This is a genomic window from Pseudomonas sp. XS1P51 (assembly GCF_054897845.1).
Window position 1 is genome coordinate 5,035,855 of sequence record NZ_CM142707.1, and the last position, 19,401, is coordinate 5,055,255.

18 protein-coding genes, 2 tRNA genes and 1 rRNA gene are annotated in these 19,401 nt (G+C 58.1%); 12 read left to right on the forward strand and 9 right to left on the reverse strand.

The window, feature by feature from the left end; translation table 11 throughout:
• Positions 1-196: 196 nt before the first annotated feature.
• From ACYZUD_RS23335 to ACYZUD_RS23355, 5 genes are all read right to left on the reverse strand, one after another.
• A tRNA-Ala gene (locus ACYZUD_RS23335) sits at positions 197-272 on the reverse strand.
• A 28-nt stretch (positions 273-300) separates the two neighbouring features.
• Positions 301-377 (reverse strand) — tRNA-Ile (locus ACYZUD_RS23340).
• An 82-nt stretch (positions 378-459) separates the two neighbouring features.
• A 16S ribosomal RNA gene (locus ACYZUD_RS23345) occupies positions 460-1,998 on the reverse strand.
• 641 nt (positions 1,999-2,639) lie between these two features.
• Positions 2,640-3,860, reverse strand: a complete 1,221-nt coding sequence (locus tag ACYZUD_RS23350) for a CaiB/BaiF CoA transferase family protein (RefSeq protein ID WP_462020345.1) — start codon at positions 3,858-3,860, stop codon at positions 2,640-2,642.
• Positions 3,861-3,873: 13 nt separating this feature from the next.
• Positions 3,874-5,055, reverse strand: coding sequence for an acyl-CoA dehydrogenase (locus tag ACYZUD_RS23355; protein ID WP_462020346.1), 1,182 nt, complete (start codon positions 5,053-5,055; stop codon positions 3,874-3,876).
• 157 nt (positions 5,056-5,212) lie between these two features.
• Between ACYZUD_RS23355 and ACYZUD_RS23360 the strand changes: the two genes are divergently transcribed.
• From ACYZUD_RS23360 to ACYZUD_RS23410, 11 genes are all read left to right on the forward strand, one after another.
• Complete coding sequence (locus tag ACYZUD_RS23360) at positions 5,213-6,112, forward strand: LysR family transcriptional regulator (protein WP_462020347.1); 900 nt, start codon at positions 5,213-5,215, stop codon at positions 6,110-6,112.
• A 434-nt stretch (positions 6,113-6,546) separates the two neighbouring features.
• The gene (locus ACYZUD_RS23365; RefSeq protein ID WP_462020348.1) at positions 6,547-7,668 is read left to right on the forward strand and encodes a Re/Si-specific NAD(P)(+) transhydrogenase subunit alpha; all 1,122 of its coding nucleotides are present in this window, start codon (positions 6,547-6,549) and stop codon (positions 7,666-7,668) included.
• A gap of 15 nt (positions 7,669-7,683) precedes the next feature.
• The gene (locus ACYZUD_RS23370; RefSeq protein WP_017335806.1) at positions 7,684-8,007 is read left to right on the forward strand and encodes an NAD(P) transhydrogenase subunit alpha part 2; all 324 of its coding nucleotides are present in this window, start codon (positions 7,684-7,686) and stop codon (positions 8,005-8,007) included.
• Positions 8,007-9,458: an NAD(P)(+) transhydrogenase (Re/Si-specific) subunit beta gene (locus tag ACYZUD_RS23375; RefSeq protein ID WP_462020349.1), complete on the forward strand. Its 1,452-nt coding sequence runs from the start codon at positions 8,007-8,009 to the stop codon at positions 9,456-9,458. The genes ACYZUD_RS23370 and ACYZUD_RS23375 overlap by 1 nt, the downstream gene beginning before the upstream one ends.
• Positions 9,459-9,638: 180 nt before the next feature.
• Complete coding sequence (locus ACYZUD_RS23380; protein ID WP_462020350.1) at positions 9,639-11,132, forward strand: acetyl-CoA hydrolase/transferase family protein; 1,494 nt, start codon at positions 9,639-9,641, stop codon at positions 11,130-11,132.
• A 382-nt stretch (positions 11,133-11,514) separates the two neighbouring features.
• Positions 11,515-11,667 carry a DUF1127 domain-containing protein gene (locus tag ACYZUD_RS23385; RefSeq protein ID WP_370694728.1) on the forward strand — a complete coding sequence of 51 codons (153 nt, stop codon included), beginning with the start codon at positions 11,515-11,517 and terminating at the stop codon, positions 11,665-11,667.
• 257 nt (positions 11,668-11,924) lie between these two features.
• A complete protein-coding gene (locus ACYZUD_RS23390) occupies positions 11,925-12,143 on the forward strand; it encodes a DUF1127 domain-containing protein (protein WP_462020351.1) in 219 nt (72 codons plus the stop codon).
• A gap of 144 nt (positions 12,144-12,287) precedes the next feature.
• Positions 12,288-12,605: a DUF2388 domain-containing protein gene (locus tag ACYZUD_RS23395; protein ID WP_462020352.1), complete on the forward strand. Its 318-nt coding sequence runs from the start codon at positions 12,288-12,290 to the stop codon at positions 12,603-12,605.
• Positions 12,606-12,712: 107 nt separating this feature from the next.
• Positions 12,713-13,021, forward strand: a complete 309-nt coding sequence (locus ACYZUD_RS23400) for a DUF2388 domain-containing protein (RefSeq protein WP_462020353.1) — start codon at positions 12,713-12,715, stop codon at positions 13,019-13,021.
• A gap of 27 nt (positions 13,022-13,048) precedes the next feature.
• Positions 13,049-13,369, forward strand: coding sequence for a DUF2388 domain-containing protein (locus ACYZUD_RS23405; protein ID WP_462020354.1), 321 nt, complete (start codon positions 13,049-13,051; stop codon positions 13,367-13,369).
• On the forward strand, positions 13,366-15,327 hold the full coding sequence (locus ACYZUD_RS23410) for a DUF7844 domain-containing protein (protein ID WP_462020355.1): 1,962 nt from the start codon (positions 13,366-13,368) through the stop codon (positions 15,325-15,327). Before ACYZUD_RS23405 ends, ACYZUD_RS23410 begins: the two co-directional genes overlap by 4 nt.
• Positions 15,328-15,439: 112 nt before the next feature.
• Here the strand turns inward: ACYZUD_RS23410 and ACYZUD_RS23415 are convergent, their stop codons facing one another.
• The 3 genes from ACYZUD_RS23415 to trpB all read right to left on the reverse strand — a co-directional run bounded on the left by ACYZUD_RS23415 (position 15,440) and on the right by trpB (position 18,037).
• On the reverse strand, positions 15,440-15,883 hold the full coding sequence (locus tag ACYZUD_RS23415; protein WP_462020356.1) for an anti-virulence regulator CigR family protein: 444 nt from the start codon (positions 15,881-15,883) through the stop codon (positions 15,440-15,442).
• A 121-nt stretch (positions 15,884-16,004) separates the two neighbouring features.
• Positions 16,005-16,817, reverse strand: coding sequence for a tryptophan synthase subunit alpha (gene trpA, locus ACYZUD_RS23420; protein ID WP_462020357.1), 813 nt, complete (start codon positions 16,815-16,817; stop codon positions 16,005-16,007).
• On the reverse strand, positions 16,817-18,037 hold the full coding sequence (gene trpB / locus ACYZUD_RS23425) for a tryptophan synthase subunit beta (protein ID WP_462020358.1): 1,221 nt from the start codon (positions 18,035-18,037) through the stop codon (positions 16,817-16,819). Before trpB ends, trpA begins: the two co-directional genes overlap by 1 nt.
• A 112-nt stretch (positions 18,038-18,149) precedes the next feature.
• Here trpB and ACYZUD_RS23430 point away from each other — a divergent pair, with 112 nt between their 5' ends.
• The gene (locus ACYZUD_RS23430; RefSeq protein WP_462020359.1) at positions 18,150-19,043 is read left to right on the forward strand and encodes a LysR family transcriptional regulator; all 894 of its coding nucleotides are present in this window, start codon (positions 18,150-18,152) and stop codon (positions 19,041-19,043) included.
• Here the strand turns inward: ACYZUD_RS23430 and ACYZUD_RS23435 are convergent.
• A complete protein-coding gene (locus ACYZUD_RS23435; RefSeq protein WP_084317484.1) occupies positions 19,040-19,366 on the reverse strand; it encodes an ElaB/YgaM/YqjD family protein in 327 nt (108 codons plus the stop codon). The two genes, ACYZUD_RS23430 and ACYZUD_RS23435, sit on opposite strands and share 4 nt — an antisense overlap.
• Positions 19,367-19,401 lie beyond the last annotated feature (35 nt).

The window sequence follows — 19,401 nt, forward strand, 5'->3', positions numbered from 1 at the left end:
ATTCGCCGAAAATTCGCGATTAAACTCACAAATTTTACCTTAGCCTGAGCCGTTACCAGTGAAAGTAACGTTCAGTCTATCTTTCTATCACATACCCAAATTTTTAAAGAACGATCTAGCCAAAGACTAGAAATCAACATTCACCATCTCGCGATGGAATGCTCATTTCTAAGCTTTACACAATCAGAAGCAGTAGTGGTGGAGCCAAACGGGATCGAACCGTTGACCTCCTGCGTGCAAGGCAGGCGCTCTCCCAGCTGAGCTATGGCCCCGTATTGCTACAGGATCCCACACAAAAATTGGTGGGTCTGGGCAGATTCGAACTGCCGACCTCACCCTTATCAGGGGTGCGCTCTAACCAACTGAGCTACAGACCCAATTTCGGGCTGCTTCTTATCGTCTTCTTCAATGAATCAAGCAATTCGTGTGGGAACTTATGGAGCAGCTGATGTCGTCGATTAAGGAGGTGATCCAGCCGCAGGTTCCCCTACGGCTACCTTGTTACGACTTCACCCCAGTCATGAATCACACCGTGGTAACCGTCCTCCCGAAGGTTAGACTAGCTACTTCTGGTGCAACCCACTCCCATGGTGTGACGGGCGGTGTGTACAAGGCCCGGGAACGTATTCACCGCGACATTCTGATTCGCGATTACTAGCGATTCCGACTTCACGCAGTCGAGTTGCAGACTGCGATCCGGACTACGATCGGTTTTGTGGGATTAGCTCCACCTCGCGGTTTGGCAACCCTCTGTACCGACCATTGTAGCACGTGTGTAGCCCAGGCCGTAAGGGCCATGATGACTTGACGTCATCCCCACCTTCCTCCGGTTTGTCACCGGCAGTCTCCTTAGAGTGCCCACCATTACGTGCTGGTAACTAAGGACAAGGGTTGCGCTCGTTACGGGACTTAACCCAACATCTCACGACACGAGCTGACGACAGCCATGCAGCACCTGTCTCAATGTTCCCGAAGGCACCAATCCATCTCTGGAAAGTTCATTGGATGTCAAGGCCTGGTAAGGTTCTTCGCGTTGCTTCGAATTAAACCACATGCTCCACCGCTTGTGCGGGCCCCCGTCAATTCATTTGAGTTTTAACCTTGCGGCCGTACTCCCCAGGCGGTCAACTTAATGCGTTAGCTGCGCCACTAAGAGCTCAAGGCTCCCAACGGCTAGTTGACATCGTTTACGGCGTGGACTACCAGGGTATCTAATCCTGTTTGCTCCCCACGCTTTCGCACCTCAGTGTCAGTATCAGTCCAGGTGGTCGCCTTCGCCACTGGTGTTCCTTCCTATATCTACGCATTTCACCGCTACACAGGAAATTCCACCACCCTCTACCATACTCTAGCTCGACAGTTTTGAATGCAGTTCCCAGGTTGAGCCCGGGGATTTCACATCCAACTTAACGAACCACCTACGCGCGCTTTACGCCCAGTAATTCCGATTAACGCTTGCACCCTCTGTATTACCGCGGCTGCTGGCACAGAGTTAGCCGGTGCTTATTCTGTCGGTAACGTCAAAACAATTACGTATTAGGTAACTGCCCTTCCTCCCAACTTAAAGTGCTTTACAATCCGAAGACCTTCTTCACACACGCGGCATGGCTGGATCAGGCTTTCGCCCATTGTCCAATATTCCCCACTGCTGCCTCCCGTAGGAGTCTGGACCGTGTCTCAGTTCCAGTGTGACTGATCATCCTCTCAGACCAGTTACGGATCGTCGCCTTGGTGAGCCATTACCTCACCAACTAGCTAATCCGACCTAGGCTCATCTGATAGCGCAAGGCCCGAAGGTCCCCTGCTTTCTCCCGTAGGACGTATGCGGTATTAGCGTCCGTTTCCGAGCGTTATCCCCCACTACCAGGCAGATTCCTAGGAATTACTCACCCGTCCGCCGCTCGCCACCAGGTACAAGTACCCGTGCTGCCGCTCGACTTGCATGTGTTAGGCCTGCCGCCAGCGTTCAATCTGAGCCATGATCAAACTCTTCAGTTCAAACATCTTTGGGTTTTTAAGAAACCCTAAACTTGGCTCAGCAATCGTTGGTTACATCTTTGATTTCTCGCGGAGTAACTTGTGATGCTGATAATCTTGTTGACTATCAGTCTGACTCCACAAGCACCCACACGAATTGCTTGATTCAGTTGTTAAAGAGCGGGTGGTTAAGATCTTTCGTCTCAACCGAGGCGCGCATTCTACAGCGTCCTCTGTATCTGTCAAGCGGTTATTTTCAGAAGTTTTCAAAGTTTCCTCTGCAACTTCAACCACTTGCGCTTCCGATCTCTCGTTAGCGGGAGGCGAATTCTACAGCGTTACTCGCTGCTGTCAACACCTCTTTTTCACCGCTTTCGACCGAGAAGATCGAATCGTCAATAAGGCGAAAACACACGGCCTTACCAACTCCTTCCAGGCTTCGATGAACTGAAGCAAGCCACTGTCGAAAACTGCGTAACTCTTTGTTTACCAAGGAGTTTTCCGTTTAGACTGCGCCGGAAGTGGGGCGAATTATAGACTTCCAGAATCTGCCGTCAACCCTTAATTACGCCTTTCTATCAATAACTTGCAGAAAGACGAAAAACAGCCCGCTCCCCTCTATATAGGAGAGCAAAACCACGCCTTCTATATAGAAGAGATCCTCAGAGCACCCCAGCCTCTTTGAAAGCAGCCACTGCGCAAGCATCCAGGCCCAACACCCGCTGCAACACCTCCAGCGTATGCTCGCCCAATAAAGGAGGCGCACTGCGGTACTCCACGGGGGTCTCGGACAGACGAATCGGGCTCGCCACCTGCGGCACCATCCCGGCCAACGCATGGGGCAGCTCGATTGCCAACCCACGCGACCTGACCTGAGGATCGGCAAACACCTGAGCCAGATCGTTGATCGGCCCACACGGCACACCAGCCTGCTCCAATTGCACGACCCACTCAGCAGTGGTCTTGAACACTGTCGCCTGACGGATCAGCGGAATCAGCACTGCCCGGTTCGCCACCCGCAGCTTATTGGTAGCGAAGCGTGGATCATCTGCCCACTGAGGCTGCCCAGCCACCTCTGCGAATTTGCGGAACTGCCCATCGTTACCGACAGTGAGGATGAAGTCGCCATCCGCCGTAGGAAAGTCCTGATAGGGCACGATGTTCGGATGAGCATTACCCAGACGCTTGGGCGCGTTGCCCGTCGTCAGATAGTTCATCGCCTGATTAGCCAGACAAGCCACCTGGACATCCAGCAACGCCATGTCGATATGCTGACCACCACCGTCATGATCCCGATGCGCAAGCGCTGCAAGGATCGCGACAGTCGAATAGAGCCCGGTCAGAATATCCGTCAGCGCCACGCCGACTTTCACCGGTCCAGCACCTTCGTCGCCTTCAGGTCGACCCGTCAGGCTCATCAGACCGCCCAATCCCTGGATCATGAAGTCATAACCCGCGCGCTTGGCATAAGGACCGGTCTGACCAAACCCGGTGATCGAGCAATAAATCAGATCCGGATTGGCCGCTTTCAGCGTGTCATAGTCCAACCCATAAGCCGCCAGACCACCGACCTTGAAGTTCTCGATCAGGATGTCCGACTTGGCCGCCAATTCGCGCACCAGCTTTTGCCCTTCCGGGCGCGTGAAATCGATGGTCACCGATTGCTTGTTGCGATTGGCCGACAAGTAATAGGCAGCCTCGCTGGTGTTCTCGCCATTGGCGTCTTTCAGAAAGGGAGGCCCCCAGGCGCGCGTGTCATCGCCATTGCCCGGACGCTCAACCTTGATTACTTCGGCGCCAAGGTCGGCAAGGATCTGCCCAGCCCAAGGCCCGGCCAGCACCCGCGATAAATCCAGTACCCGTAGATGCGAAAGCGCGCCCATGGCTGTTCCCCTATTAATAGAACGCCTGGAGGCCGGTTTGCGCGCGACCAAGGATCAGCGCGTGGACGTCATGCGTACCTTCATAGGTATTTACCACTTCCAGATTGACCAGGTGACGGGCAACGCCGAACTCATCGGAGATACCGTTACCGCCCAACATGTCACGCGCCATGCGAGCGATGTCCAGAGACTTGCCGCAGGAGTTGCGCTTCATCATCGAAGTGATCTCGACCGCAGCCGTGCCTTCATCTTTCATACGACCCAGACGCAGGCAACCTTGCAGCGCCAGGGTGATTTCAGTCTGCATGTCCGCCAGTTTCTTCTGGATCAGTTGAGTGGCGGCCAACGGGCGCCCGAACTGCTTACGATCCAGGGTGTATTGGCGAGCGGTGTGCCAGCAGAACTCGGCAGCGCCCAGCGCCCCCCAGGAAATGCCATAACGCGCCGAGTTCAAGCAGGTAAAAGGGCCTTTCAAACCACGGACATCAGGGAAGATGTTCTCTTCAGGGACAAACACATTGTCCATGACGATCTCACCGGTGATCGACGCACGCAGGCCGACCTTGCCGTGAATCGCCGGAGCGCTCAGGCCTTTCCAGCCCTTCTCCAGTACGAAGCCCCGGATGTCGCCCGCATCGTCCTTGCCCCAGACCACGAACACATCAGCGATCGGGCTGTTGGTGATCCACATCTTGCTGCCCGTCAGGCTGTAGCCGCCTTCCACTTTGCGTGCACGAGTAATCATCGCGCCCGGGTCGGAACCGTGGTCAGGCTCGGTCAGACCGAAACATCCAATCCATTCGCCTGTGGCCAATTTCGGCAAATACTTTTGCTTCTGGGCTTCGGTACCGAATTCATTGATCGGCACCATCACCAGCGAGGACTGCACACTCATCATCGAACGATAGCCCGAGTCGACGCGCTCTACTTCACGGGCGATCAAGCCATAGCTGACGTAGTTCAGGCCGCTGCCACCGTACTGCTCAGGGATGGTCGCCCCCAACAGGCCGACTTCACCCATTTCACGGAAGATCGCCGGGTCAGTCTTTTCATGACGGAAAGCTTCAAGCACACGCGGCGCGAGCTTCTGCTGAGCGAATTGCTCGGCGGTGTCACGGATCATGCGCTCCTCTTCGGTGAGCTGTTGATCCAGCAGCAGTGGATCGATCCAGTTGAAGCTAGCTTTACCGCCCATGAGTGTGTCCTCTCGAATCGGGTCAAATAACGTGGACTGATCCTAGGCCGGGTTCGGCGTCACCGCAAACGAGGATTTTGCATACTGTTGTGCTAATTTCTCACTCCGAAACGTCGCACAACAGCTTTTATGCGATGTATTAGTGAGGTTGACGTACATGCGCAGGAAAATACCCAGCACCACCGCCCTGATCAGCTTTGAAGCGGCCGCACGCCATGAGAGCTTTACCAAGGCAGCCCAAGAGCTTTCGCTGACCCAAGGGGCGATTTGTCGACAGATCGCCAGCCTTGAGGAGTTCCTCAGCGTCGAACTCTTCCGACGCTCGCGACGCGGCGTGAAGCTGACGGAAGCCGGACTTTCCTACAGCCGTCGGGTTGCCACTCAACTCGACGCGGTTGAACGGGACACCTTGTCAGTGATGGGCCAGCAGGGCGCCAACGTCATCGAACTGGCGGTGGTTCCGACGTTCGGCACTCAATGGCTGTTGCCGCGACTGAAGGACTTCCAGCAAAAACACCCGGAGGTGACGGTTAACCTCACCAACCGGACACGCCCCTTCCTGTTTGCCGACACCGACTTCGATGCTGCCATCTACTTTGGCGACGCCGACTGGTCGGGTACCGAATCCCACAGGCTGATGGGTGAACATCCCATGCCGGTGTGCGGCCCCAACCTACTGGGTAAAAAGACAACCCTGACGCCGGGTGAAATCGCCGAATTGCCCCTCCTGCAGCAAACCACTCGCCCTTACGCCTGGCGCCAGTGGTTCAACTCCCAGAACCTTAATATCCCGCGAGACATGACAGGACCGCGCTACGAGCTATTCTCCATGCTTGCCCAGGCGGCCATGCACGATATGGGAATCGCACTGATTCCGCCGTTTCTGATTCAGCGCGAACTGGCGGAGAAACGCTTGGTGATTGCCAATCCCCAGGCACTGCCCAGCATCAAGGCGTATTACCTGATGATTCCTGAGCGAAAGGTTGAATCGGCTTCTTTGAGGGCATTTCGCGATTGGCTGGTTAATCAGGCGCAAAGCTACAGCCTAGAAGGATAAAGGCTTACGAGCATTAGCTGACCCCGTAGTCAATAAAATAAAAGCCCTACAGATATAAGTATTTGTCGCATATCCGCAGACTGTACCGGGAAACTGCACAAACGTCCCACAAGTGCCTGAAATCGTGGCCTTGAGCCTCTATTTGGCAGCAATGACACCTCATTCACCGTACCAATGTGTAAATTCTTGAATTTCGGCCAAAATCCTTACAAGGCACGGCCTGCAAGGGATTGAACAAGACAGTGCGACATTCGGTCACGGGGTGACTTGTAGTTAATTTTCCGTCACCCGTCATAATCCCTTGAAGGGCACAAAGTTCGCCTGCAAAATGCCGCGCCCCGCCCTGATTCGGCGGGATCGTGCTGATCGGCCGCCCCAGCCGCACCATCCGAAGTGCCTGGGTTTACTCAATAAGATCACGCAGGAGATTTGACGTGCACATTGGTGTTCCTCTCGAAACCCAGACGGGTGAAACACGGGTTGCTGCAACCCCGGAAACCATCAAGAAGCTGATCGGCCAGGGTCATAAGGTCACTGTGCAAAGCGGCGCCGGCATTAACGCCAGCGTTGTCGACAGTGCTTATGAAGCGGCAGGCGCAACCATTGGCAGTGCCAACGAAGCGTTTGGTGCCGAGCTGATTCTCAAGGTGGTCGCCCCCAGCGACAGCGAACTGACGCTGATAAAGAGCGGTACCGTCGTGGTGGGCATGCTCAACCCGTTCAGCAATGAAACCATTGCCAAGCTGGCTGAGTGCGGTATTACCGCGTTCGCACTGGAAGCCGCGCCGCGCACCTCCCGCGCCCAGAGCCTGGATGTGCTGTCCTCCCAAGCCAACATCGCTGGCTATAAAGCCGTGTTGCTGGCCGCTCACCACTACCCGCGCTTCATGCCGATGCTGATGACCGCTGCGGGAACCGTGAAAGCGGCACGCGTGCTGATTCTCGGCGCTGGCGTAGCCGGTTTGCAGGCGATCGCGACAGCGAAACGTCTAGGTGCCGTGATCGAAGCGTCTGACGTGCGTCCTGCGGTAAAAGAGCAGATCGAATCCCTCGGCGCCAAATTCGTCGACGTGCCTTACGAGACCGATGAAGAGCGCGAATGCGCCGTCGGTGTCGGTGGTTACGCGCGGCCAATGCCCGCCAGTTGGATGCAACGTCAGGCCCTGGCCGTGCACGAACGCGCCAAGCAGGCCGACATCGTCATCACCACTGCACTGATCCCAGGCCGCAAGGCACCGACGCTGTTGAGCGCGGAAACCGTGGCGCAGATGAAGCCGGGCTCGGTGGTCATCGACCTCGCCGCAGCGCAGGGCGGTAACTGCCCGCTGACCGTGGCCGATCAAGTGGTCGTCGAAAATGGCGTGACCATTTGCGGCCCGACCAATCTGGCCGGCGCGGTCGCGGCAGACGCTTCGGCCCTGTACGCGCGCAACCTGCTGGACTTCCTGAAGCTGGTCTTCAACAAAGAAGGCCAGTTCGAAGTAAACCTAGAAGACGACATCGTCGCCGCGTGCCTGATGTGCCGCGACGGCCAAGTCATCCGCAAAAACGCCTAAGCAGGGATTCAGACGATGGAAGAGCTTATCTCCCCCGGTATCTACAACCTGATCATCTTCGTGCTGGCGATTTATGTCGGTTATCACGTGGTCTGGAACGTTACACCTGCACTGCACACGCCCTTGATGGCGGTGACCAACGCGATCTCGGCGATCGTGATCGTCGGCGCCATGCTGGCAGCGGCGTTGACTGTCACGCCATTGGGTAAAACCATGGGCACCCTCGCAGTCGCCCTGGCGGCCGTGAACGTGTTCGGTGGCTTCCTGGTGACTCGCAGGATGCTTGAGATGTTCAAGAAAAAAGCCCCGAAAGCAGTAAAAGAAGAGGCGTCCAAGTAATGAGCATGAATCTCGTCACGACGCTCTACTTGATCGCGTCGATCTGCTTCATCCAGGCCCTCAAAGGCCTGTCGCACCCGACCACCTCGCGGCGCGGCAATGTGTACGGCATGCTGGGCATGGCGCTGGCGATCATCACCACCGTGGGCCTCATCTATAAGCTGGGCGCGCTCTCTTTTGGGGAAGGCGGGGCCACCGCTGGCATCGGCTACGTCATCGTCGGCCTCTTGGTCGGCGGCACTGCTGGCTCGATCATGGCCAAGCGCGTTGAAATGACCAAGATGCCGGAACTGGTCGCTTTCATGCACAGCATGATCGGTATGGCCGCAGTGTTCATCGCCATTGCTGCGGTCGTTGAGCCGCAATCGCTGGGCATCGTCAAGCAACTGGGTGATGCGATTCCTGCCGGCAACCGTCTGGAACTGTTCCTCGGTGCGGCCATCGGTGCCATCACCTTCTCCGGCTCGGTGATCGCGTTCGGCAAGCTCTCGGGCAAGTACAAGTTCCGCCTGTTCCAGGGCGCACCGGTACAGTTCAGCGGTCAGCACAAACTGAACCTGCTGCTGGGCCTGGCCACACTGGCGCTGGGCGTGACCTTCATGCTGACCGGCAACCTCAGCGCCTTCGCGCTGATGCTGGCCCTGGCCTTCGTGCTGGGTGTGCTGATCATCATCCCGATCGGCGGCGCGGACATGCCGGTCGTGGTGTCGATGCTCAACAGCTACTCCGGCTGGGCAGCGGCGGGTATCGGCTTCTCGCTGAACAACTCGATGCTGATCATTGCCGGCTCCCTGGTAGGTTCGTCCGGTGCGATCCTCTCGTACATCATGTGCAAGGCGATGAACCGCTCGTTCTTCAACGTACTGCTCGGCGGGTTCGGCAACACCGCGGACGCGGCTGGCCCGGCGGGTTCGAAAGAAGCCCGCCCGGTGAAATCCGGTTCGGCTGACGACGCCACCTTCCTGCTGACCAACGCCGATACCGTGATCATCGTTCCGGGCTACGGCCTGGCGGTAGCACGGGCGCAGCACGCGCTGAAAGAGCTGACCGAGAAGCTGACCCACCGTGGCGTGACCGTGAAGTACGCGATCCACCCGGTTGCCGGTCGTATGCCTGGCCACATGAACGTATTGCTGGCCGAGGCCGAAGTACCTTACGACCAGGTGTTCGAGATGGAAGACATCAACTCCGAGTTCGGCCAGGCCGACGTGGTGCTGGTGCTCGGGGCCAACGACGTGGTCAACCCCGCCGCAAAGAACGATCCGAAATCGCCGATCGCCGGCATGCCGATTCTCGAGGCGTTCAAGGCCAAGACCATCATCGTCAACAAGCGTTCGATGGCCAGCGGCTATGCCGGTCTGGATAACGAACTGTTTTACCTGGACAAAACCATGATGGTCTTCGGCGACGCCAAGAAAGTCATCGAAGACATGGTCAAGGCCGTCGAGTAAAACCTGCTCCAGCGCAATACCCAAAACCTCAGCCTTTAGTAGGCTGGGGTTTTTTATTGCCCGCCAAAACCCGACAAAAGGCTCTAAATCAGGGGTCTGCATTCGACCATGGTAGCGGGAGGAATTTTTTTGAAATCACTAGACTGCACACCTTGCTTCCGTTGCCCGAGATAACAATCCATGTACCGTGATCGTATTCGCTTGCCTTCGTTGTTCGATAAGGTGATGAGCGCCGCTGACGCTGCTGCTCTGATTGAGGACGGCATGACCGTCGGCATGAGTGGTTTCACTCGCGCCGGCGAAGCCAAAGCCGTGCCTCACGCATTGGCCGAACGCGCCAAAATCACCCCGCTGAAAATCACCCTGATGACTGGCGCCAGCCTGGGCAACGACCTCGATAAACAGCTCACCGAAGCCGGCGTATTGTCACGACGCATGCCGTTCCAGGTGGACAGCACCTTGCGCAAGGCCATCAATGCCGGCGAAGTGATGTTCATCGATCAGCACCTTTCGGAAACCGTGGAGCTCCTGCGCAACCAACAGCTCAAACTGCCGGACATCGCAGTGATTGAAGCCGTGGCGATCACCGAGCAAGGCCACATCGTGCCGACGACATCGGTTGGCAACTCGGCCAGCTTCGCGATTTTCGCAAAACAGGTGATCGTCGAGATCAACCTGGCGCACAACCCGAATCTCGAAGGCTTGCACGACATCTATATCCCGACTTATCGCCCGACCCGCACGCCAATTCCGCTGGTGAAAGTCGATGATCGTATTGGCAGCACTGCCATCCCGATTCCGCCGGAAAAGATCGTCGCCATCGTGATCACCAATCAGTCCGACTCGCCGTCCACGGTGTTGCCGCCGGACGTTGACACCCAGGCCATCGCCGACCACTTGATCGACTTCTTCAAGCAGGAAGTGGCTGCCGGACGCATGACCAACAAACTCGGTCCATTGCAGGCCGGTATCGGCACCATCGCCAACTCCGTGATGTGCGGCCTGATCGACTCGCCGTTCGAAGACCTGACGATGTACTCCGAAGTGCTTCAGGACTCGACCTTCGACCTGATCGACGCCGGCAAGCTGAGCTTTGCGTCGGGCAGTTCGATCACCTTGTCGAGCCGTCGCAACGCCGACGTTTTCGGCAACCTGGAGCGTTACAAGGACAAATTGGTCCTGCGCCCGCAGGAAATTTCCAATCACCCGGAAGTGGTGCGCCGGCTCGGCATCATTGGCATCAACACCGCGCTGGAGTTCGACCTGTACGGCAACGTCAACTCCACCCACGTCTGCGGCACGCGGATGATGAACGGCATTGGCGGGTCGGGCGACTTCGCGCGCAATGCGCACTTGGCGATTTTCGTCACCAAGTCGATCGCCAAGGGCGGCGCGATCTCCAGCGTTGTTCCGATGGTTAGCCACGTTGACCACACCGAACATGACGTCGACATTCTGGTGACCGAGATTGGCTTGGCCGATCTGCGTGGCCTGGCGCCGCGGGAGCGGGCTCGCGTCATCATCGACAACTGCGTGCACCCGGACTATCGCCAGGCCCTGGATGACTACTTCACAGCCGCTTGCGCAATCGGCGGACACACGCCGCATATCCTGCGTGATGCACTGAGCTGGCACATCAACCTGGAAGAAACCGGGCGAATGCTGGCGGTGTAATTGGTACAGATAGCAGCTGACGCATACACAGTTTCGTCAGCTTGCTGTTGCCAAGTAGAAATGCGTTTAAAACTGTACTGCTGTACTGGTCTTTTCCTACCGTAACTCCCTACGCCTTCCAGTCAAATCACTAAAAATGCATCTTATTGGTGCAGATAGGTACAGTTGCCTCAATTTCGACCAGTACACTGCCTATTAACAGTTAACTGGCCCCTCACAATACAGGTGAACTGTATCTACAGAGACTAGCCAAACGAGAGGATCATTGGCATCAGTTAAACCACTACCTAATCCCGCCACAAGCGGAAGGATGTCAACCATGGAACGTACACTCAGTTCCGAACTGTTCTTCGAAGACACTGCTGCAAAAACCCAGGCTTCCATGCCTCTGCGCGTTATCGCCAACCTGATGTTGTGGCAGCGCCGCATCTCCAGCCGCCATCAACTGGCTCGCCTGGATTCGCGTCTGCTGGCTGACGCCGGGATTAGCGAAGCACAACGCTACGAAGAGCTGAGCAAGCCGTTCTGGCGCTAAGTTAGCGTCGCTGGCTCTGACCTGTAGGGTCCACCGCCAGCACTCCAAATTGAAAAAACAAAGCCCGTCGTGGGAAACCACGACGGGCTTTGTCGTTTTGGACAATCGATACCGGGCATACAGTACGGCTACTGGCGAACAGGTACAGTTTTGTTTAATTATAAACTGAACCAGTACAATATCGACCCAGCGTGTCTGTTACGGAAGGCAGGACGGGATCACCATGAGATCCAACCCGCCAGCAAAAGGACCGCGCCATGAATCGCTTACTGGATGTTTCCGTTTCCACGCCTCAATCGAAACCCTGTTTGCGCTGTTTGCGCTGGTTTCGCGGATTGCCGAGGGCACTCGCCAATGGCCTGGAAAGGGCTAGAACACGGCGTTTACTGGGCCAACTCGATGACCGGCAGCTCTCAGACCTGGGCATCAGACGCGCGGATCGCCTCAGTGAATTGGATAAACCGTTCTGGCGCTAATGACCTGCGCGAACAGACGAGACTGTGCGAATCGATGCGCGCAGGCCTAATATCAAGGCAGAAGGTGGCGAACGCTGCGCGACAGGCGTCTGATCCAACAGATACCGCGTCACCTCTCAATCGGTTTTCCAAAGGAGTTACACCATGTCCCGTCTTCGTCTGCTCAGCGCTGCAGCCCTGCTTGCCGTGGCTGCCAATTCCCACGCCACCAGCTTTATCGTGACCACCGATGCTGTCGTGGGTGCACTCAAGGCCACGTCCGATGCGACCTCCGACGTCACGTCTTCCTTTCGCGATGACAAGATCGTGCGCGCCGCCCGTGACGACGCTGCCAGCTTCGTCGCCAGCGAAGGCGCCATTCGTGGCGTAAAACTGGAAAGCGCACTCGACCACATTCGCCACCAGGCGCCCCAACTGACGGCAACGGATGCGCAGCTGGCCCAGGCCATCCTGACTATTTAAGCAACCTCTCTGACGTGGGACACGCCCGCCGTGTCCCAATGTTTCAACGCTGGCTCTAGACCGGGCGTTGCGCTAGCCTTGGGGCTCGCCTTCAGCTATCGAGTCCCATGCGTTTTCTTTCACATCTGTTGACCATTCCGGTTTTCGTGGCGGCCTTTTGGATGGGCTCGACCCATGCCTTTGACCTGTCTACTCAAGGCGTTGTCGCCACCGGCTACGCCACAAGCATGGTGACCTCCGCCCCCTTCGACCGTAAGCTGCTACTCGCGGCACACGATGACGCTGCTGCGTTCATCGCCAGTGACGGTCAACTGCGAGGAGCGCAATTGGAGTCTGCCCTGGTCTATCTGCGTCGGACCCAGCCAAAACTTCATGCCAGCGACCTTGAACTGGCGCAGGCAATTCTCGTCCAATAGTTATCCTTGTTCTTGCGGAGTCGTTCCATGCGTAGCCCTCTGATTGCTGCTGCCCTTAGCCTGCTGTTATTGACCGGTGTGGCCCAGGCGCACACCCTGGTCGCCACCAGTAACATCATTATCAATGCCACCCAACGCACGCTTGATTTCACGTCCGATACCACGACGTCCATCCGTGACTCGAAGATCGTCCGTGAAGCCCACGACGATGCGGCCAGTTTCGTTGCCAGTGATGGCGAAATTCGTGGCGCGCACCTGGAAGCCGCTTTCGACACATTGCGCACCCGCGTGCCGGAAGCGCGCGACGCCAGTGATCAGGTACTCGCTGAAGCCATCCTCGCACTGTGAGGCCACTCAGCGCCTGGCTGCTGGCCGGGGTCGTATTGCTGCTCGGCAATACGGCTCAGGCCGGCCTGCAATTCAAGCTCAAGACCGAGGGGCTGAGCCCCGCGCAACAGCAGGCCAGCCAGGCATTGCTTGATGAAGCCATGCAGGCATTGCCGCCGCGGTTCGTCGAGCAACTCGACCGGCGCATCGACGTTGGCTGGACCGATGACATGCCGAGCAATGCCTATGGCCAGGCGTCGCTGGTGTCCGAGCTCGACCTGAACCGCAACCTGCTTGCCAGCCTCACCGATGGCAGTGCCGCTACCAAAAAGACTTATCGCCCCCATGGCACCGTGCGCCGCGAAATGCTTGCCACGGTGCTGCACGAAATCACCCACATCTATGACCGCTCGCGCCTATGGCCAGACGCGGAGCGCACGCTGATCCAGCGCTGCACCCGGCGCAACAACAGCTCCGGCCTGATCGGCATTCCAGATGAATGCCGCGGCCAGGCCGACCGACGCTTTACCCTCAGTGATGATCCGCGTCTGCTCGACCTTGCTGGCTGGCCGCAGTACGTTGGCCGCCGTGGCGAACGCGAACAGCACAACCGGCAGATCGCCCGCAGCCCGGACATCTACGAGACGAGCAGTCCCAAGGAATTCGTCGCGGTCAACATGGAGTATTTCCTCCTCGACCCGAGCTACGCCTGCCGTCGTCCCGCGCTGTACCGCTACTACAAAGAACATTTCGGCTGGGCACCTGCCGCCAAAGACACCTGCGGCAAAACCTTCTCCTTCCTCAATGCCGGTAATGACTTCGCTAAACAACCGCTGGGCCAAGTCGATCCGGAACGCGTCTATGCCGTCGACTATCTGTTGGCTGAAGCCAACCAGAACTGGGTCAGCCGCTGGGGCCACAGCATGTTGCGGCTGGTGATTTGTGCACCCGGCCGACCTCGCGGACCAGATTGTCGGCTGGATCTGGATCAGCATCTGGTGTTGTCCTACCGCGCTTTCGTCGGTGATGTGCAGCTGTCGAGCTGGGACGGGTTGGTGGGTAAGTACCCCTCACGCCTGTTCGTCCTGCCGCTGGCCCAGGTCATCGACGAATACACCAAGACCGAACTGCGCAGCCTGTCCTCCGTGCCGCTGAACCTGTCGCGCAGCGAAATCGAAGACGTGGTCGAACACGCCGCCGAGATGCACTGGAGTTACGACGGCAACTACTTTTTCCTCTCGAACAACTGCGCGGTAGAAGGCCTGAAGTTACTGCGCAGCGGCACCAACAATGCAAAATTGGTCGGGCTCGACAGCATCATGCCCAACGGCTTGCTGGAAGTGCTCAAGGGCCGCGGGCTGGCGGAGACCAGCGTGCTGGACGATCCCCGAGAAGCGTTGCGCCTGGGCTATCGTTTCGACTCCTTCCGCGATCGCTATCAAGCGATGTTCGAAGTGCTGAAGAAACACTTGCCGATCAAACAGGAAAAGGTCGAGGACTGGCTGGCATTGAAGGCTGAAGAGCGCCGCACATGGATTGACCGGGCTGACTTGCGGACCAGCGCGGCATTGCTGCTGCTGGAGCAAGCGGCCTTCCGCCAACAATTGGTGTTGGCCCAGGACGAAGTGAAACAGCGCTACCTGGGCGCTCGGGAATTGAAGAACGGTGGCATGGACAAGGCCAACGCGACGTTGCAGCAGATTCTCGCCAACAGCGGCTTTCTCAGCCGTCCGGCCGAGCTGCTCGGCACCGGCGGATATGGGTTGCCGCAACCCAATGAATGGCAGCGCCTGGAATCGGAAAGCAGCCTGCGACAGAAGCAGCTTCAGGCACTGACCGGCGATCTAGACAAGGAAGTGAGAGCCCTGCTCGAGCCAAGCCGTGCGGCCGAGATGGCCGCCAACGAGGCCAACCTGAAGCAGGTTGGCGAGCATTTGAGAAAATTACATAAAGCATCGGGCGGGCTGGAATTGCCTTAATGCCATAAAATCAAAAGATCGCAGCCTTCGGCAGCGCCTACATAGAATCGCAATCTTATGTAGGCGCTGCCGAAGGCTGCGATCTTTTTTCGGCATTACGCCGAAGCCATCCTTACAAAACACCCTCCAGAATTTCATAAACGATCCCGGTGCCTACGGCGATCAGCACAATGTCGCCGCCCGCACGGCGCCATTCGTAACCCGGGTAATACGGCAGCCGCCCCAAGGCACGATTGTCCAGACGCTCGCCGTAATAGCCATGAGGCAACGGCCGGCCACGTTCCAGATGAATGCCTGGCGGTGGCGGCGCACCGCGTACGAAATAGCCATGGTTATCGCGGATCGTCTGGCGCACCGGGCCGAAGTCCCGTGGCGGCGGGCCGCCGCGATGATTGTCCTGCGGACCACGGCGGTCGTCGCCATGGTTATCGTAATGGCCCTGCTGCGGGCCGCCGCGGTCGTGATCGTCGCGCTGATCGGCGCTGGCGTGCAGCAACGGGGTCGCGCTGAGCATCAGCACACCCAGGCTGGCAATCAGACGTTTCGGCATTTTCATCAGGTCATTCCTCACTGCACATACAGCAAAAAGGGCTTCAGAACGTAGTCCTGAAGCCCTCGGTCTTGCTGTTTAGTCTATGTCGCGAGGCTCTAATTCCTCTGTATCAGGAACTTTACCTTCAGCTGACGCGGGCCTTACGCACGCCGTCGGCCAGGGCAGCGCAAAGACTCAATACGCCATCGACGGCCTGATCCGGCGTCGAGGCATTGGCAATGTGATCGATCAACGCCGAACCCACCACGACACCATCGGCCAGGCGCGCAATGGACGCGGCTTGTTCCGGTGTACGAATACCAAAACCGATGCTGATCGGCAGGTCGGTATGGCGACGCAGCCGGGCAACCGCTTCTTCAACGTGTTCCAGCGTTGCCGCGCCCGCACCGGTCACACCGGCAACAGACACGTAGTAGACGAAACCGGAGCTGCCATTCAGAACGGTCGGCAGGCGCACATCGTCGGTCGTCGGCGTGGTCAGACGGATGAAGTCCAGGCCCGCTGCCTGCGCCGGATCGCACAGTTCACCGTTATGCTCGGGCGGCAGATCGACCACGATCAGGCCATCCACGCCGGCTTCTTTCGCATCAGCGATGAAGCGCGGCACGCCGTACCTGTGAATCGGGTTGAAGTAACCCATCAGCACCAGCGGCGTCTCGGTGTTGCCTTCACGGAACTCGCGAACCATTTGCAGGGTTTTCGCCAGGTTCTGCTTGGCACCCAGGGCGCGGATATTGGCCAGCTGGATCGCCGGGCCGTCGGCCATTGGATCGGTGAAGGGCATGCCCAACTCGATCACGTCGGCGCCAGCACCGGGCAAGCCTTTGAGGATCGCCAGGGAAGTGTCGTAGCTCGGGTCGCCGGCGGTCACAAAGGTCACCAGGGCAGCACGGTTCTGTTCCTTGAGTTCGGCAAAACGCGTTTGCAGGCGGCTCATCAGTGTTTCTCCTGCTTGGATTGTTCCATATGGTGCATCACGGTTTGCATGTCTTTGTCGCCACGACCGGACAGGTTGACCACCATCAGGTGCTCTTTCGGCAGGGTCGGTGCGCGTTTGAACACTTCGGCCAGGGCATGGGCGCTTTCCAGTGCAGGAATAATCCCTTCCAGGCGGCAGCATTTGTGGAACGCGTCGAGGGCTTCGTCGTCGGTCACCGAGGTGTACTGAACGCGACCGATGTCATGCAACCAGGCGTGTTCCGGGCCAATGCCCGGATAGTCGAGGCCGGCGGAGATCGAGTGCGCGTCGATGATCTGGCCATCGTCGTCTTGCAGCAGGAAAGTGCGGTTGCCGTGCAGTACACCTGGAACGCCACCGTTCAGGCTGGCCGCGTGCTTGCCGGTTTCGATGCCGTAGCCGGCCGCTTCAACGCCAATGATCTCGACGCTTTTGTCGTCCAGGAACGGGTGGAACAGGCCCATGGCGTTGGAGCCGCCGCCGATGCACGCCACCAGGCTGTCCGGCAGACGACCTTCCTGGGCTTGCAGCTGGGTACGGGTTTCCTTGCCGATAACGGACTGGAAGTCGCGAACCATGGCGGGATAAGGGTGCGGACCGGCCACGGTGCCGATCAGGTAGAAGGTGCTATCGACGTTGGTCACCCAGTCACGCAGGGCTTCGTTCATCGCGTCTTTCAGGGTGCCGGTGCCGGCTACTACCGGGATCACTTCGGCGCCCAGCAGTTTCATGCGGAACACGTTGGCTTGCTGACGTTCGATGTCAGTGGTGCCCATGTAGATCACGCAATCGAGCCCGAAACGTGCAGCCACGGTAGCGGTCGCCACGCCGTGCATGCCAGCGCCAGTCTCGGCGATGATGCGTTTCTTGCCCATGCGCCGCGCCAGCAGAATCTGGCCGATGCAGTTGTTGATCTTGTGCGCGCCGGTGTGGTTCAGCTCTTCGCGCTTGAGGTAAATCTTCGCGCCGCCGCAGAACTCTGTCAGACGTTCAGCAAAGTAGAGTGGGCTTGGACGACCGACATAGTCGCGCTGAAAGTAGGCCAATTCTTCCTTGAATGCCGGATCTTCCTTGGCCGCTTCGTATTCGCGGGCCAGGTCGAGGATCAACGGCATCAGGGTTTCGGCGACGTAGCGGCCACCGAACGCGCCAAACAGGCCGTTGGCGTCGGGGCCGTTGCGCAGATTAGTCTGGGTCATGGGTCGCTCCAGTTGAATGCGTAGGATGACAATGGGGTTCACTCTACCCCTGACGCCTTAAGCTGAAAACCGATAAGATCGCCGCAACCTGTCAGGAAAACTCACATATCACATGAGCCATGACCTCCCACCGCTGAATGCCCTTCGCGCCTTTGAAGCCACTGCCCGCCTGAACAGCGTCAGTCAGGCTGCCGAACAGCTGCACGTCACCCACGGTGCGGTGAGCCGGCAACTGAAGGTCCTCGAAGAACACCTTGGCGTCAGCTTGTTCATCAAGGATGGACGCGGCCTTAAACTCACAGATGCCGGTATGCGTTTACGCGATGCCAGCAGTGAAGCCTTCGAGCGTTTGCGCACGGTCTGCGCCGAACTGACCCAAAGCACCGCCGATGCGCCGTTCGTGCTCGGTTGCTCGGGGAGTCTGCTGGCGCGCTGGTTTATTCCGCGCCTGGGGCGGTTGAATGCTGACTTGCCGGACCTGCGCCTGCATCTGTCGGCCGGGGAAGGCGACCTTGATCCGCGTCGACCGGGGCTGGACGCTTTGCTGGTGTTTGCCGAGCCACCGTGGCCAGCGGATATGCAGGTCTACGAATTGGCCAGCGAGCGCATCGGCCCGGTCATGAGCCCACGCTTCGCCGGTTACGAAAGGCTGCTGGATGCGCCGGCAGGTGCACTGTTGGGTGAGCCATTGCTGCACACCACATCGCGCCCGCAGGCCTGGCCGAGTTGGGCGCAGCAAAGCGGCCTCGACGCCAAAGCGTTGAAGTACGGACAGGGTTTCGAGCATTTGTATTATTTGCTGGAAGCGGCAGTGGCAGGCCTGGGTGTGGCGATTGCGCCGGAGCCGCTAGTGGCCGAGGACTTGAAGGCCGGTCGCCTGGTTGCACCATGGGGTTTCAGCGAAACCCCGGCGCAACTGGCGTTGTGGCTACCCAAACGCGCCGCGGACGGGCGCGCTCGGCAACTGGCGCAGTGGCTCAAGAACGAACTGCGCCAAACAGATTAGTCGCCGCGTTTGAACAGCAGATAAGCCGCGAGCAGCCCCAGCGCACCGACCGCGACACCCGCTGTAGTCCAAGGGTGCTCCTGGGCGTAGTCCCGAGTGGCGATCCCGGTTTCACGGGTTTTGACTTTGACTTCTTCGTACGCGTCGCTGAGCAAGTGACGCGAATGTTTCAGGGCACTCTCAGCGTTGGCTTTCAAGGCCTTGAGGGTTTTACGCGACTCGTCCGAGGCGTCGTCCTTCAGGTTTTCCAACGATTTCAACAGACTCTCGATCTCGGCTTCCATGCTTTGCAATGAGGCTTTACGTAAAGAGGTGTTAGCCATGGTGGCTCTCCTGCATTGTTGATGAGTGGCGTGTG

Bases quoted from the DNA above. Each gene is read 5' to 3' on its own strand.
- ACYZUD_RS23360 (WP_462020347.1), top strand. From the start codon at position 5,213: ATGCGCAGGAAAATACCCAGCACCACCGCCCTGATCAGCTTTGAAGCG.
- ACYZUD_RS23380 (WP_462020350.1), top strand. From the start codon at position 9,639: ATGTACCGTGATCGTATTCGCTTGCCTTCGTTGTTCGATAAGGTGATG.
- ACYZUD_RS23355 (WP_462020346.1), bottom strand. From the start codon at position 5,055: ATGGGCGGTAAAGCTAGCTTCAACTGGATCGATCCACTGCTGCTGGAT.
- ACYZUD_RS23430 (WP_462020359.1), top strand. From the start codon at position 18,150: ATGAGCCATGACCTCCCACCGCTGAATGCCCTTCGCGCCTTTGAAGCC.
- trpB (WP_462020358.1), bottom strand. From the start codon at position 18,037: ATGACCCAGACTAATCTGCGCAACGGCCCCGACGCCAACGGCCTGTTT.
- ACYZUD_RS23350 (WP_462020345.1), bottom strand. From the start codon at position 3,860: ATGGGCGCGCTTTCGCATCTACGGGTACTGGATTTATCGCGGGTGCTG.
- ACYZUD_RS23405 (WP_462020354.1), top strand. From the start codon at position 13,049: ATGCGTAGCCCTCTGATTGCTGCTGCCCTTAGCCTGCTGTTATTGACC.
- ACYZUD_RS23435 (WP_084317484.1), bottom strand. From the start codon at position 19,366: ATGGCTAACACCTCTTTACGTAAAGCCTCATTGCAAAGCATGGAAGCC.
- ACYZUD_RS23375 (WP_462020349.1), top strand. From the start codon at position 8,007: ATGAGCATGAATCTCGTCACGACGCTCTACTTGATCGCGTCGATCTGC.
- ACYZUD_RS23395 (WP_462020352.1), top strand. From the start codon at position 12,288: ATGTCCCGTCTTCGTCTGCTCAGCGCTGCAGCCCTGCTTGCCGTGGCT.
- ACYZUD_RS23390 (WP_462020351.1), top strand. From the start codon at position 11,925: ATGAATCGCTTACTGGATGTTTCCGTTTCCACGCCTCAATCGAAACCC.
- trpA (WP_462020357.1), bottom strand. From the start codon at position 16,817: ATGAGCCGCCTGCAAACGCGTTTTGCCGAACTCAAGGAACAGAACCGT.
- ACYZUD_RS23415 (WP_462020356.1), bottom strand. From the start codon at position 15,883: ATGAAAATGCCGAAACGTCTGATTGCCAGCCTGGGTGTGCTGATGCTC.
- ACYZUD_RS23370 (WP_017335806.1), top strand. From the start codon at position 7,684: ATGGAAGAGCTTATCTCCCCCGGTATCTACAACCTGATCATCTTCGTG.
- ACYZUD_RS23400 (WP_462020353.1), top strand. From the start codon at position 12,713: ATGCGTTTTCTTTCACATCTGTTGACCATTCCGGTTTTCGTGGCGGCC.
- ACYZUD_RS23385 (WP_370694728.1), top strand. From the start codon at position 11,515: ATGCCTCTGCGCGTTATCGCCAACCTGATGTTGTGGCAGCGCCGCATC.